This is a genomic window from Accumulibacter sp. (assembly GCF_029255145.1).
Lineage (GTDB): Bacteria > Pseudomonadota > Gammaproteobacteria > Burkholderiales > Rhodocyclaceae > Accumulibacter.
This window is the reverse complement of the sequence record NZ_JAPUVQ010000087.1, coordinates 1-14,359: the sequence shown is the minus strand read 5'-3', so window position 1 is coordinate 14,359 and position 14,359 is coordinate 1. Positions and strand designations below refer to the sequence as shown.

The window sequence follows — 14,359 nt, the reverse complement described above, 5'->3', positions numbered from 1 at the left end:
TTCCATTGTTTCGTTTCGGCCTTGCCACCAGTAACGCGGCGGCCCGCAAGCGCGATGTCAGGGCATGCGTAACGTCGCGTAACCCACTGTAACTGCATCGCGGTCCTCGGGATCGCGCTTCATCTGGCTTTGGCAAGCATCGCTTTCATCGCCGCCAGCCGGTCGGAGTTGGTGGCCTTGTCCGGCGCGGCTGCGCTCTGGCCGCCCGAAAAGCGCAGGTCTTCGCTACCCATCTCGGTGATGAATCGCGACGGCTCGCAGGGAATCGTTTCGCGGCCCTGCTTCCGTCGCTCGCCATAGCTCAGGTGCAGCGACCGCTGCGCACGGGTAATGCCCACGTACATCAGCCGGCGCTCCTCTTCGATGCGCCCGTCGGCCTGTGCTTCGCGGTGTGGCAGAACCCCCTCCTCGATGCCGATCAGAAAGACGTGCCTGAACTCCAGCCCCTTGGCCGCGTGCAAGGTCGACAGCTGCACCGCGTCGACGTCGGCTTCCTTCTGGTCGAGCATGGTGATCAGGGCGATGGTCTGGGTGAGGTCGACCAGGGTCCTGCTTTCTTCGCTGCCCTTCCTGCCCAGCCAGTCGCAGAACTCCTGGACGTTGCTCCATTTGCTTCGCGCCGCACGCTTTTCGTCGTGCTCGTTCAGCCAGTCTTCGTAGGCTATGGCCTTGAGCAGGTCGGCGACTACCGGCGCGGCCGGCTCGCGACGGGCACGTTCCTGCAGGCGCTCGATGAACTCGCAGAACTCGAGCAGCGGGGCGAGTTGACGTCCCGGGACGCGTTGCGCGAAACCTTGCTCGGTGGCCGCCGCGAACAGCGAGCGGTGACGTTCGCCGGCATAGCTTCCGAGCGCCTGCAGGGTGCTGGCGCCGACGCCTCGCCTGGGGGTGCTGACGGCGCGGATGAAGGCCGGGTCGTCGTCCTCATTCGCCAGCAGACGCAGGTACGCGGTGATGTCCTTGATCTCGGCCTTCTCGAAGAAGGACTGGCCGCCGGACAACAGATAGGGGATGCGCTGGTTGCGGAGGAACTGTTCGAGCGCTCGCGCCTGGAAGTTGCCGCGATAGAGGATCGCGTAGTCGCGAAAGGTCCCGCGATGTTCGAAGCGGTGCGCCTGCAGCTTCATCACCACCGCCTCGGCCTCCTTTTCGTTGTCCTGGCAGATGCTGACGGTGATCGGGTCGCCGTGGCCGAGGTCTGACCACAGCTGCTTGTCGAACAGTTTCTCGTTGTGCGAGATCAGCGCGTTGGCGGCCTTGAGGATGCGTACCGTCGACCGATAGTTCTGTTCGAGCTTGATCAGCTTGAGGCTCGGGTAGTCGCGCGGCAGTCCGCGCAGGTTCTCGATGTCGGCACCGCGCCAGCCATAGATCGCCTGGTCGTCGTCGCCTACCGCGGTAAACGCCGCGCGCGGTCCGGCCAGCAGCTTGAGCAGTCTGTACTGGCTGGCGTTGGTGTCCTGGTACTCGTCGATCAGCAGGTAGCGCAGGCGGTTCTGCCACTTCCCGCGCAGCTCTGGATGGTTTTCGAAGAGGGCCACCGGCAGCGCGATCAGATCGTCGAAATCGACCGCCTGGTACGCTTGCAGGGTCGCCGAATAACTGGCAAAGGCGTTGGCGGCGCTGAGTTCCGTATCGTTCCGGGCATCCTTGCGCGCCTCGTCCGGCGAACGCAGCGCGTTTTTCCAGTTCGAGATCAGCGATTGCACCTTTCGGATAGTCGCCTTGTCGACGCTGCCGGCGAGTTCCGAGACGATGGCCGAGCAGTCGGTGGCGTCGAGAATTGAAAAGTTGGGCTTGTAGCCGAGCGTGCGGGCTTCTTCGCGCAGGATGCGCACGCCGAGCGCGTGAAAAGTAGAGATCGTCAGCCCGGCCGCCGGCCTGCCGGCGAGCAGCTTGTTGACCCGCTCCTGCATCTCCTTCGCCGCCTTGTTGGTGAAGGTGATCGCGGCGATGTTGGCCGGGCTGAAGCCGCAGGATTCGATCAGGTAGGCGATCTTCTCGGTGATCACCCGCGTTTTGCCCGAGCCGGCACCCGCCAGGACCAGCAGCGGACCGTCGAGATAGCGAATTGCTTCGCGTTGCGCGGCGTTGGGGGACGACATCAAGGGATCAGGCTGAAAGGGGGGCGATTCTAGCATGGGGTCGCGAATGGTGGACCGGCCGGCATCGGCGCGGCAGCGGGAGCGGTGCTCCTCCTGCCGCTGGCTTCCGGGCGCTCGCCGCCCTTGCCACCTGGGCTGATTCGTCCGACCATAGCGGGCGTCGCTGCCAAGCCCCTTTGCCAATCCCGAGCCCCGCCATCATGCCGCCCCTGATCCGCCGTCTGCTTGTCGCCCTGCTGGTCGTCCTGATGATTGCCGCGGGCGTTTGGTGGGTGACCCGCCCGAAACCGGTGGCCGTGGTGGTCAGGGAGATCGAACGTGGCCTGGTCGAATCGACCATCGCCAACACCCGCGCGGGGACCGTCGAAGCCTGCCAGCGCACCAAGCTGTCGACCATCACCGGCGGCCGCATCGAGGTTCTGGCGGTGAAGGAAGGCGACCGCGTCCGCAAGGGCCAGTTGCTGATGAAGCTGTGGAACGACGACCAGCAGGCGCAGAGCGTCTGGTATTTGGCGCAGGTCGCTACGGCACGCCAGCGGGTCAATGAGGCGTGCGCCGTGGCCGCCAATGCCGACCGCGAAGCCGAGCGTCAGTCGGCCTTGCGGGCCAGGGGTTTCGTTTCCAGCGCCAAGGAAGAGACCGCCCGAAGTGAGGCGCATGCCCGGCGCGCCGGTTGCGACGCGGCCAAGGCCGACGTTGTCCAGGCCGAGGCGCGAGTCCGCCTGACCCGCGTCGAGCAGGGACGGACGGTGCTCTATGCGCCTTTCGCCGGCACCATCGCCAAGATCGTCGGCGAAGTCGGCGAGTACTCGACGCCGTCGCCACCAGGCGTGCCGACGCCGCCGGCGATCGATCTGATCGACGATTCGTGCCTCTACGTCAAGGCGCCGATGGACGAAGTCGACGCGCCGCGGATTGCTGCCGGGCAGCCGGTGCGAATCAGCCTGGACGCGTTGCCGAGGCGCTCTTTCGCCGGCCACGTCAAGCGCGTCGCGCCCTACGTTTCCGCGCTCGAGAAACAGGCGCGGACGGTCGATATCGAGGCCACTTTCGACGACCCGGCGGCGCCCGGCAAGCTGCTGGTCGGGTACAGCGCCGACGTCGAAGTGATTCTCGACGTTCGCCCGAACGTCGTCCGCGTGCCCACTTCGGCGCTGCTCGAGGGCGGGCGGGTGCTGCTCGCCGGCGCCGACGGCCTACTCCAGGAGCGGCAGGTCACGACCGGCCTCGCCAACTGGGAGTTTGCGGAGGTACTCGAAGGGCTGGCGCCCGGCGACCGCGTCGTGACCTCGCTCGAACGCGCTGGCGTCAAGGCCGGTGCGCCCTATTCGGTCGATGCATCGACGTCCGGGACTGGCCGCTAGCGGATGAGCGCGGCGCTGATCGAACTTGCCGGCATCGAACGCGTTTTCCACCTCGGCGACAGCGAGGTGCACGCGCTGCGCTGTCTCGATGTCAGCATCGCCGCCGGTGAGTACGTGGCGGTCATGGGGCCGTCCGGGTCGGGGAAATCGACGCTGCTCAACCTGCTTGGCCTGCTCGACCGCCCGGACGCCGGTACCTATCGGCTGGAGGGCCGCGACGTGACCACGCTGTCCGCGGAAGAGCAGGCGCGAGTCCGCAGCGAACGCATCGGTTTCGTCTTCCAGAGTTTTCACCTGGTGCCGCGGCTGACCGCCGCCGAGAATGTTGCCCTGCCGATGATTCTGGCGGGCATCGCGCCGACGCAGCGAGCGGCCAGAGTCGCGCAGACGCTACGCGACTACGGACTCGAAGACCGTGCCGGCCACCGTCCGGATCAGCTCTCCGGCGGCCAGCGCCAGCGCGTCGCCATCGCCCGCGCGACGATCATGCAACCGGCGGTGATCCTCGCTGACGAGCCGACCGGCAACCTCGACCGCGCCACCGGCGAGGAGGTGATGCGGCTGCTCGAAAAACTGAATGGCCAGGGCGTCACGCTGATCGTTGTCACCCACGATGTGGCGCTGGGCGCGCGCGCCCGCCGGCAGCTGCTGATGGAAGACGGAGCGCTGCAACACGATACCGTCGCCCGCCGCGAGGGAGTCGGCGACCCGTGCGCGCTCCCGACCTGATCCGCTTCGCCCGCGACGCGGCGACCGGCAACCCCTTGCGCAGCTTCCTGCTGGTGCTGGCGATGGCGATCGGGGTCGCCGCCGTGGTCGTTCTCACCGCGCTCGGCGATGGCGCGCGACGTTACGTGCTCAACGAATTCTCGTCGATCGGCAGCAACCTGGTGATCGTCCTCCCCGGTCGTTCGCAGACCGGCGGCTTCAATCCGGGCAACGCCGTCACCAGCACGCCGCGCGACCTGACCGTCGACGATGCGCAGGCGCTGTTGCGGGCGCGCTCGGTGCATCGCGTCGCGCCACTGGCGGTCGGCACGTCGGAAATCAGCGTCGGCGGCAAGTTGCGCGAAGTGATGGTCGTCGGCACTACCGCCGAGTTCATCGAGGTGCGGCGGCTGACCCTGGCCCAGGGGCGCTTCTTGCCACAGGGCGACTGGCGTCGAGGCGTTTCGGAAGCAGTGATCGGCGCCAAGGTGCGCGACGAGATGTTCGGTCATCGAAGCGCGCTCGGTCAGTTGGTGCGGGTTGGTGACCGGCGTTTCCGCATTGTCGGGGTCCTCGCTTCGAGCGGACAGGGGCTGGGGATGAATACCGACGAGCTGGTGATCGTGCCGGTAGCGCTGGCGCAGTCGATGTTCAACAGCAATACGCTGTTCCGGATCCTGGTCGAGGCCAGCGGCCGCGACGCCATCGAGCCGGCGCGGACGCAGGTCACCGAGATCATCAAGCTGCGCCACGAAGGTGAAGAGGACGTGACGATCATCACCCAGGACGCCGTTCTGGCGACCTTTGACCGTCTGCTCGGCACCATGACTCTGGCCGTTGCCGGCATCGCCGCGATCAGCCTGGCTGTCGCCGGCATCCTGGTGATGAACGTGATGCTCGTTTCGGTGACCCAGCGCACCGCCGAGATCGGCCTGCTCAAGGCTCTCGGCGCCACTGCCGCGACGATTCGCCAGGCTTTTCTGACCGAGGCGGCGATGCTCTCGGTGGCCGGGGCCCTGCTTGGCTTTGTGCTTGGCCAGGCCGGCGCGGCGATCATCCGCCAGCTCTACCCCGCCTATCCGGCCTTTCCGCCCGATTGGGCGGTGCTCGCCGGGTTGGCGACCGCGCTGATCACCGGCGTCGTCTTCGGCGTTCTGCCCGCCGGCCGCGCGGCTCGCCTCGACCCCGTGCAGTCGCTGTCCAGGCGCTGAGCGAGCGCGTGCGCAAGTGAAAAGCAGCCGATGATCCGTCCCGGCGATTCATTGCAGCTGGCGCTGCGGGCGATTACCGCGCACCGGCTGCGCAGCTTTCTGACCTTGCTCGGGATCGCCGTCGGCATCGCGGCGGTGATCCTGCTGACCTCGATCGGCGAGGGCATCCACCGTTTCGTCCTGGCCGAGTTCACGCAGTTCGGCACCAACGTGATCAGCGTCGCGCCGGGCCGGACCCGGACTGCGGGACACGCGCCGACCGGCATTCCGACCTCGGTGCGGCCGCTGACCCTCGAAGACGCGCGCGCCCTCGAACGGCTGCCGCATATCACCGGCATGACCGCGACCGTCTGGGGCAACACCGAGGTCAATGCCAACGGGCGCCTGCGGCGGACCACGGTCAATGGGGTCAGCCCGGACATGCTCAAGGTGTTCAGCATCAAGGTGCGCAGTGGCCAGTTCCTGCCCGCCGAGGAGGCCGACAATGCGCGCGCCTTCATCGTCCTGGGAGCACGGCTCAAGGACGAGTTGTTTGGTACCGCCAACCCCCTCGGCGCGCGGGTAAGCGTCGGCGGCCTGCAGTTTCGCGTCATCGGTGTCCTCGAAGCCAAGGGCCAATTTCTCGGCATCGACCTCGACGATGCGGCCTACATTCCGACCGCACGGGCGCTCGAGTTGTACAACCGTGACGGGATCATGAAGATCGACCTGTCGTACGAGGAGGGCGTACGAGCTGCCGGCGTTAGCGCGCTGGTCAAGGCGACGCTGGCGGCGCGCCACGGTCGCGAGGATTTCACGATCACCACACAGGAAGACATGCTGCGCACCCTGTCGAACATCCTCGACGTGCTGACCATGGCCGTCGGTGCACTCGGCAGCATTTCACTGCTCGTTGGCGGCGTCGGCATCGTCACCATCATGACCATCGCGGTCAGCGAGCGTACCGGCGAAATCGGACTGCTGGTGGCGCTTGGCGCGCCGCGCCGGACGATCTTGGGGTTGTTTCTCGGCGAGGCGGTTGCCCTCTCGGCGCTTGGCGGGTTGCTGGGCTTGCTGCTCGGCATCGGGCTGGCGCAGTTGATCCGTCTGGCAGTACCTGCATTGCCGGTGCACACGCCGCTGAGCTTCGTCGCTCTCGCCGAGGCCATCGCCGTGGCCATCGGCCTGCTCGCCGGCGTGCTGCCTGCCAGACGGGCAGCGCGCCTGAACGCGGTGGACGCGCTGCGCGCCGAATGACGCGATGCGGGATCGCGACCATGCCCTTTGTCCCGCCGCGGCCGTTCGCTCGACCGGACTGTCGGAAAACTTTACACATGTGCAGGCGCCGGCCTGCTTGGCGGGAAAATGATCTGCCAAAACAGCGCGATGCCTTCTCAGGTATGATTCTTGCGTGCGTCAGTTCGGCCACAAAATGCGCCTGCGCCGTTGCGCAGGGAAAGCAGGCCGCCGAGTCTGGAGTTCGGTTACAGGCAGCGACCTTTTCTTGACTCTTCGACGTCTACCCACCAGAGAGGGACTACCTGATGAAGAAAATGCTTGGCGCATTGGCGCTGCTGGTTTCCGCAGGGATGCCGGTTTCGGCAAACGCGGGGTTACAGACACTTTCCGACCTGTTTGTTTTTGGCGACAGCCTGTCGGATGGCGGCAACAGCGGCTTGCTCAGCCAGGCGTATGCAGGACCCGGCGTGGTCTTCCCGCCGCCGCCCTATGCGGGTGGCCGGTACTCGAACGGCCCGGTTGCTGTCGAGTACCTGTGGCAGGGGTATCACCCCGGCAGTACCGCTTTCAAACCTTCTCTGGCCGGCGGGACCAACTATGCAGTCGGTGGCGCGACGACGGGGGTAACCAGCTTCAATACCATCACTCCGACCGTGCCAGCTGCCTTGCACCCAGCCTACGAGGGGACCAGCAACACCGGACAGCTTTTCGGCTCGGCCCAGCTTCCAGGGTTCTTCACCGCACCGAGCCCCAGCTTTAACCCGGCGACCTCACTCTTCGTCGTATGGTTCTTCCCCAACGATGTCTTCAACTGGCTCTACACGGGCATGCTGCCGGGAACCGTGTTTGGCGGCCCACCCGTGGCAGGCAACGTCGTCGATTTGATATCCAACGGCATCAGCAACATCGTCGGTACCATCGGCGCCCTCGCCGGTGCCGGCGCGCAGCACTTCCTGGTTCCGAATCTGCCCGACCTTGGTGCCATCCCGGCGGCGGGACCTGGGGGAAGCGCCGACCTCACGGACCTTACGCTGGCTTTCAACGCGGCGCTTGCCAGCACCCTGACGTTTGTCGGTGCCAACCTGCTGCCTCCTTCGGCCGATATCGTGCAGTTCGACCTCTACAGCCTGTTCAACGACGTTCTCGCTCATCCTGCCGCCTACGGATTTGACAATGCCACGGATCCCTGTTTCGTAGCTCCCAGTGGCCAGAGTGCCGGAGGTCTGTGTGCCGATCCTGACAAGTACGTGTTCTGGGACCAGGTTCATCCGACGACGGCTGCGCACGAAATCCTGGGAGCGGGTCTCTTCGCCGCAGTCGTGCCGGAGCCGGCTAGCGTCGCTCTGCTTGCGCTTGGCCTGTTCGGCATTGCCGCCGTTCGTCGGCGCGACTCGCTGTAGGCTGCCGCAACGCCGTCTGGGCCCCGCTTGCGCGGGGCCTGGCGAGCCAGGCGGGCTTGCCGCGGCGCTCGCCAGTGCGGGCGCGCGCTGCGACGATCAATATTTGCCAGGGAAACCGGATGACCGAGATGCCGCTGCGGATCTATCACAACAATCGCTGCTCGAAGAGTCGCGCAGCGTACCAGTTGATCACCGAAAAGGGTATCGCGGTGGAGGTCGTCGACTACCTCAGGACGCCGCCGAGCCGGGAAGAGCTTGGCGACCTGCTGCGCAAGCTGGGCATGAAGCCCGAGCAACTTGTTCGCCGCGGCGAAGCCGTTTTCAAGGAGCACTATGCGGGGCGCTCGCTGAGCGATGACGACTGGCTGGACGCGCTGGCCGAGCACCCGATCCTGATCGAACGGCCGATCGTCGTCCATGGCGAGCGGGCGGTTCTAGGACGACCCCCCGAGAAGGTGCTGGAACTGCTGTAGGCAAGGGTAAGGCGGCAAGGCGGCGGCAAGCGCCGCCGCCGGAGCAAGTCCCTACTTTCGCGAGCCGGTCCTGGCCGACCACGAATCCCTGAGCGTCACCGTCCGGTTGAACACCGGCGCACCGGCTTGCGAGTCGACGCGATCAGCGACGAAATAACCGTGCCGCTCGAACTGGAAGCACTCTTCGGGCTGGGCATTCTTCAGCGACGGCTCAAGCCAGGCCTTGATGACGCGCATGCTGTCCGGGTTGAGGTCGTCACGGAAGTCGCGTTCGACGCCCTCGGGGTCGCCCTCACGCCTGGCGCCCGGCGAGGGAACCGCGAACAGACGGTCGTACAGGCGAACTTCGGCGGGGCAGGCATCGGCTACCGAAAGCCAGTGCAGGTTGCCCTTGACCTTGTAGTTGTCGGCGCCCGCGCTGCCGCTCTTCGAGTCGGCAAGGTATTCACAGTGGACGGCACTGACCAGCCCGTGTTCGTCGCAGTCGAAGCTGGTGCATCTGACCACGTAGCCATGGCGCAGACGCGCCATGTTGCCGGGATAGAGGCGGTGGTAGCCCTTGCTCGGCTGCGCCATGAAGTCCTCGCGTTCAATCCACAACTCGCGGCCGAAGGGCACTGCGCGGGTTCCCATTTCCGGCTTGAGCGGATGATTGGGGGCAAGGCACTCTTCGCGGTCGCCGGCCGGGTAGTTGTCGATGATCAGCTTCAGCGGATCGAGCACCGCGACGCGGCGCTCGGCTGATTCGTTAAGCACTTCACGCATGCTGTCTTCGAGCAGCGAGTACTCGATCAGCGAATCCGATCGCGAGACGCCGACGCGTTCGGCGAACAGGCGAAAGCCCGCTGCGGGGTAGCCGCGGCGGCGCGCCCCGACGAGGGTCGGCAGGCGCGGGTCGTCCCAGCCGGCGACGTGTTTTTCCTCGACCAGCTGGATCAGCTTGCGCTTCGAGAGGACAATGTAGGTCAGGTTCAGGCGCGAGAACTCGATCTGCTGCGGCAGCGGCCGCTGCAACAGCCCACCTTCGGCCAGGCGTTCGAGCAGCCAGTCGTAGAATGGCCGCTGGTCGGCGAATTCGAGCGTGCAGATCGAATGGGTGATGTTTTCGAGCGCGTCCTCGATCGGGTGGGCGTAGGTGTACATCGGGTAGACGCACCAGCGGTCACCGGTGTTGTGATGGCTGGCGTGGCGAATGCGGTAGATCGCCGGGTCGCGCAGATTGATGTTCGCTGCCGCCATGTCGATCCGCGCGCGCAGGATGTGTGCGCCGTCCGGAAACTCGCCCTGCTGCATGCGCTTGAAGAGATCCATGCTCTCCTCGGCGCGGCGCTCGCGAAACGGCGAGTCGGCTCCGGCTTCGGTCAGCGTGCCGCGACTGGCGCGCATTTCGTCGGCGCTCTGGCTGTCGACGTAGGCGTGGCCGCTGCGGATCAGGTATTCGGCGAATTCAACCATCCAGTCGAAGTAGTTGGAGGCGAAGTAAAGGTTCGACTCGCTCTCCGCCTGACCTCCGGAGGTCGGGCCGGCCCACGAAAAGCCGAGCCATTGGACCGCGTCGATGATCGAGTCGACGTACTCCTGCTCCTCCTTTTCCGGATTTGTGTCGTCGAAACGCAGATGGCAGCGGCCGCCGTAATCCTGCGCCAGTCCGAAGTTGAGACAGATCGATTTGGCATGGCCGAAGTGCAGGTAGCCGTTCGGTTCGGGTGGAAAGCGGGTGCGGATCTTCGCCGGATCCAGGGGGCCGGCGAGCTGCTGCGGACCCGGACCGGGGTGGCCGGACCACTTGCGCGAGGCGTGCTTGCCGGCGGCGAGGTCGGCCTCGATGATGTTGCGGATGAAGTTGGTGCTGGCAACGGCGGCGGTATACGCCGCCTTGCTGGTGGTCTCCTGGCTCACGGGGGCAGTCCTTGATTCGCGAAGCTTCGCATTCTAACCGGCTGCGCCGGCTTTCGCCGCCAGCGCGTGCGCTCTGGCTTCGAAAGCGCTGACCATGGTGGTTGCCATCGGCAGGATCAGCAGCTGGATCACCGGCATCAGCCACAGCGAGCGCGTCTCGCAGTCGAGCGCAAAGTCGACGTGGCAATGGTCATCGGCCAAGGGCGAAAAGGTCCAGCGGATGTCGAAGCGGCAGAACGAGCGGTCGTCGGACAAGACCGTGATCTGGCGCGGACGCTCGAGCTCGGTGCGCGTTCGGAAGCGATGCATCAACAGTCCCAAAGCCAGTCGCTGCTCGGTTTCGTAAGCGTCGTCGCCGCGGTGCACGATTTTCGCGTCGAGCATCAGCGGCACGAACTCCGGGTAGCGTTCGACGTCGGCCACGACGTCGAACAGCCATTCGGGTGACAGGGCAATGGCGCGGCTCTCGCGATGGGTTGCCACGGGCTTCGGTCTCTGCGGTCTCGCTGGTCAGGTTCGTAGCGGTCTCTTGGCAGCACCAGTCGCCGAATCTTGAGCTGCCAACCCGCGCCAGGAGTGGTCAGGCGGCGCCAGCCCTGGGCAATGGTCTCGATGATAGCAAGATTGACCTCGGCGATGGCCGCGCAGGGCCGGCGCTCTCCCGCTTCGCTCGCCGGCGGCCGTGGCCTTTGCGCTCAGCCCTTCGGACGGCTGAAGCGGTTGAGGTTGTTCATCATCTCGATCATGGCCGGCCGGATCTCGTTCTTGGCCTGGTCGGTATCGCTGACCGGCCGGTCGTCGGCGTCCAGCACTTCCTGGCGGACGGCACCCGCGGCGTTGACCGGGAAGGCGATCTTGAACTTCTCGCCGATGTAGGCAACGCGGTGCCAGTCGGCGGCAACCGCATAATCGCGGTGAAAGTCGGGCGCCAGCAGGTCGTAACCCAGCGAGTAGTCGGCCGGCGGATTCTGTACGCCAAGCAGCGGCATCAGCGTTGCCGGCAGGTCGAGGTGGCTGGTGATGCCGCGGATGACGCGGGCCTTCTCGCCGGGAACCCACAACACGGCCGGGGTGCTGGTCTGATAACGGTTGAATTCCGCGGCGTGCCCCCAACGGCTGCTGCGATCCATGAATTCCTCGCCATGGTCACCGACGACGATGACAATGGTGTTATCGAGGAGGTGCTGCTGGCGCAGATGGTCGACGACGCGCCCGATCTGCTGGTCGACGAAATGAGCGGCATTGAGGTAGCGGTTCTTGATCGGCACCATCTGCTTCTCGAAGTCGGCAGACAGGTAGTTGAAGTCTTCGAGATACGGCCGGGCGATGACGCTTTCCGGCGGGAAGGTGTAGTTGGCGTGGGTGGCCTCGAAGAACATGTAGGTCATGAACGGCCGGGAACGATCGCGACCGTCGATGAACTTGAGGATATCGTCGACGTTCTGCTGGTCGCGCTGCCATGCGGGCGCACCTTCGGCGATCACGTGCATGTCGGCAGGGTTGATCTGCGCGAAGACCGTCTTGTTGAACGCCGGATAGGTGAAGCCCTGGCTGGTGTGCAGGCTGAACTGGTAGTTCTGCTGCTGCAGTACGTCGATCAGGACCGGCGACCGCCGCGCGTCGATCATCGGAAACCAGTAGTTCCCGTAGAGTCCGTAGAACATCGAGAAGATGCCCATCTGGGTGGTGTTGCCGCCGCTGTAGTGCTGTTCGAGGCGCAGCGACTGCTCGGACAGCTTCCAGAGCTGCGGCATGATCTGGCGGTCGAGCAGGTCGAAGCGCAGTGACTCGGCGATCAGCCAGACGATGTTCAGCGGCCGCGCTGGCGCTTCGACGCGCAGCGGCACCAGCGGATAGTTCAGCCCGCTGTGCTTGACGCGCACGCCGTCGTCGGCTACTGCGCCGGTATCGATCCCCAGGCGCTTTGCCAGCCTGCTGTAGGTGGTCGGCAGGTACAGCGGATAGCTCTCGCTGGCCCGGAGAATGGGCTGATAGTGCGCGGCGGCGCTGTAGCCGTAGGCCAGGCGCTCGCTGATGGTCAGGCCCAGGATGGCCAGCAGTACCCAGCGCGCGCGCGGCGCCCAGGAGATCGGCCCGCGGTCTGAGGTGCGTCGGGTTGTCCAGTAGTAAGTCGCCGCCTGCAGTGCCAGCAGCGCGAGGGCCACCAGCGTCGCGGTCAGTTCGGTACTGCCGCTCGCTCCCAGCGAGGCGATTCCGCCCGGTGAGAAGACCAGGTCGAGGACGAAGCCGTTGATATGGAAGCCGTACATGCCATAAATGACCCGGTCGGCGAAGAGCAGCACCTGGATTGCCCCGGTCAGGCCGATCAGCACGCCGGCGAGCACCGCCAGGCTTATCCGGCCGGCGCGTGTCGCGCCGCCGCGCGATAGCAGCCAGTGCACCAGGTAGCCGGCGATCAGCGCTGGCAGCAGGTAGATGAACGCGTAGCTGGCGGTCGTCGCCACCGTCCACAGGGCGACCGCCGGGGTGCTGTAGGCCTTGGCGCTGGTAAAGGCGCTGACATGCAGGACCACCCACAGTCCGGTGAGGAAGAAGAAGCGGTTGATGCTGTGGCGAGAGGGCAATTGGCTCATGGGCAGCGTTGGCGTAATCGGGAGGATACCCATATCTTAGCGGGTAAACCTTCGCGCGGACTTAAGCGGAGCCCGCGCGAAGGAGTTCGCGCTGGCGGCGGGAGCAATTCCACGTCCACCGACGGCTTATCTGAGAACGCAGTGTTGTAGGATAATTAGTCGTTTCTAATGTTCGAGGAAGTCATCCGGTGACCGCTGCCCTGTCTACGCGCTTGCGCTTTGCCGAAGTCGTCCGCGACTTCTCGCCGGGCTGGTTCGCCGTGGTGATGGGGACCGGGGTGCTGAGCATCTCGACGCTGACCCTTTCCGCGCGTTGGCCGATCCTGGAGGCGTTCGCCTGGGGCCTGCATGGCGTCAACTTGCTGGTCTTCGGGATCCTGGCAGTCCCCTGGCTGGCCCGTTGGGTCAGGCACCGCGACCTGGCGCTGGCGACGCTGAAGCATCCGGTGCAGGCCAGCTTCTACCCGACCGTGGCCATTGCGATGCTGGTCATCGCCGCCCAGTTCCTGGTCTTTGGCGGGCACGGCGAACTTGCCTTGCTGTTCTGGTGGCCGGGGATGGCGCTCACCTTCGTTTTCAGCTTTGCCGTGCTCTACGCCATGTTCAGTGGCGAACACGTCGGACTGGAGCACGTGACACCGGCCAATTTCATTCCGGCGGTCGGCTTGGTGGTCATCCCGATTGCTGGCGGCCCGCTGCTCGGTCAGCTGCAGGGAAGCTCCAGGGATCTGGCGCTGCTGGCCAATGTCGTCGGTCTCGGCGCGGGTTCGCTGATGTACCTGGGTCTGCTGGCTCTGACACTGCAGCGCAAATATCTGGCGAAGCCGGCATTCGGGGTCATGGCGCCGACGGTGTGGATCCATCTCGGGCCGATTGGCGTGATCCCGGTAAGTCTGCTCAATCTTGCCGAGCACCTGCCTTTTTCCGCGCCGAGTGGCACCTTGCTCCTTGCCGGCCTTCTGCTGTGGGGCTTTGGCGTGTGGTGGGTGGTAATGGCCGCGCTGCTCACGGTGGCGGCTCGGCGTCGCGGGCTGCTGCCCTTTGCGTTGTCCTGGTGGGGATTCACCTTCCCGCTCGGCTCGTTCGTGTCGGCCAGCTTCCGGCTCGGGCGCGCTGCCGGACTGCCAGGCGTCGAACTGGTCGGGATCGGCTGCTGGGCGCTGCTGCTGGCCCTCTGGCTGCTCACAGTTTGGCACACGCTGCGCGGCATCGGCAGCGGCGCCGTGTTCCGCCCACATCCCTGACCGGATCGCTGGCGATGTCGGCTAGCAGCCTGTCGGACTTTCCCGGCGCCAGATCCATATATGATATAATCATGCCTCTTCGAACCATCGAGTCGTCGCATGTCAAACTTTATCGTCGCTGACCGCCAGACGGCCTATCTGCT

11 protein-coding genes are annotated in these 14,359 nt (G+C 65.5%); 7 read left to right on the top strand and 4 right to left on the bottom strand.

Translation table 11 applies throughout. The features are described 5' to 3' along the window. Positions 1–119 precede the first annotated feature (119 nt). Positions 120–2,108: a UvrD-helicase domain-containing protein gene (locus Q1L50_RS08370; RefSeq protein WP_300337530.1), complete on the bottom strand. Its 1,989-nt coding sequence runs from the start codon at positions 2,106–2,108 to the stop codon at positions 120–122. Between the two features lie 197 nt (positions 2,109–2,305). On the opposite strand from Q1L50_RS08370, the gene Q1L50_RS08365 reads away from it, so the two are divergent. The 6 genes from Q1L50_RS08365 (at position 2,306) to arsC (ending at position 8,479) form a co-directional block, all read left to right on the top strand. Further along, on the top strand, positions 2,306–3,469 hold the full coding sequence (locus Q1L50_RS08365) for an efflux RND transporter periplasmic adaptor subunit (RefSeq protein ID WP_300337487.1): 1,164 nt from the start codon (positions 2,306–2,308) through the stop codon (positions 3,467–3,469). Between the two features lie 3 nt (positions 3,470–3,472). Further along, positions 3,473–4,198, top strand: coding sequence for an ABC transporter ATP-binding protein (locus Q1L50_RS08360; RefSeq protein ID WP_300337485.1), 726 nt, complete (start codon positions 3,473–3,475; stop codon positions 4,196–4,198). Then, entirely contained in the window at positions 4,180–5,388 is a 1,209-nt protein-coding gene (locus Q1L50_RS08355) for an ABC transporter permease (RefSeq protein ID WP_300337483.1), read from the top strand. Before Q1L50_RS08360 ends, Q1L50_RS08355 begins: the two co-directional genes overlap by 19 nt. A gap of 30 nt (positions 5,389–5,418) precedes the next feature. Further along, on the top strand, positions 5,419–6,624 hold the full coding sequence (locus tag Q1L50_RS08350) for an ABC transporter permease (protein ID WP_300337481.1): 1,206 nt from the start codon (positions 5,419–5,421) through the stop codon (positions 6,622–6,624). Between the two features lie 287 nt (positions 6,625–6,911). Then, a complete protein-coding gene (locus tag Q1L50_RS08345; protein WP_300337479.1) occupies positions 6,912–8,006 on the top strand; it encodes an SGNH/GDSL hydrolase family protein in 1,095 nt (364 codons plus the stop codon). Positions 8,007–8,125: 119 nt separating this feature from the next. Continuing rightward, a complete protein-coding gene (arsC, locus tag Q1L50_RS08340) occupies positions 8,126–8,479 on the top strand; it encodes an arsenate reductase (glutaredoxin) (protein WP_300337477.1) in 354 nt (117 codons plus the stop codon). A gap of 51 nt (positions 8,480–8,530) precedes the next feature. Here arsC and Q1L50_RS08335 read toward each other — a convergent pair whose 3' ends face one another. The 3 genes from Q1L50_RS08335 to Q1L50_RS08325 form a co-directional block, all read right to left on the bottom strand. Beyond that, complete coding sequence (locus Q1L50_RS08335; RefSeq protein ID WP_300337476.1) at positions 8,531–10,378, bottom strand: glutamine--tRNA ligase/YqeY domain fusion protein; 1,848 nt, start codon at positions 10,376–10,378, stop codon at positions 8,531–8,533. Positions 10,379–10,411: 33 nt separating this feature from the next. Continuing rightward, positions 10,412–10,861, bottom strand: a complete 450-nt coding sequence (locus tag Q1L50_RS08330; protein WP_300337474.1) for a type II toxin-antitoxin system RatA family toxin — start codon at positions 10,859–10,861, stop codon at positions 10,412–10,414. A 212-nt stretch (positions 10,862–11,073) separates the two neighbouring features. Beyond that, the gene (locus tag Q1L50_RS08325) at positions 11,074–12,972 is read right to left on the bottom strand and encodes a sulfatase-like hydrolase/transferase (RefSeq protein WP_300337473.1); all 1,899 of its coding nucleotides are present in this window, start codon (positions 12,970–12,972) and stop codon (positions 11,074–11,076) included. Between the two features lie 188 nt (positions 12,973–13,160). Between Q1L50_RS08325 and Q1L50_RS08320 the strand changes: the two genes are divergently transcribed. Next, the gene (locus Q1L50_RS08320; protein ID WP_300337471.1) at positions 13,161–14,216 is read left to right on the top strand and encodes a C4-dicarboxylate ABC transporter; all 1,056 of its coding nucleotides are present in this window, start codon (positions 13,161–13,163) and stop codon (positions 14,214–14,216) included. Positions 14,217–14,359 lie beyond the last annotated feature (143 nt).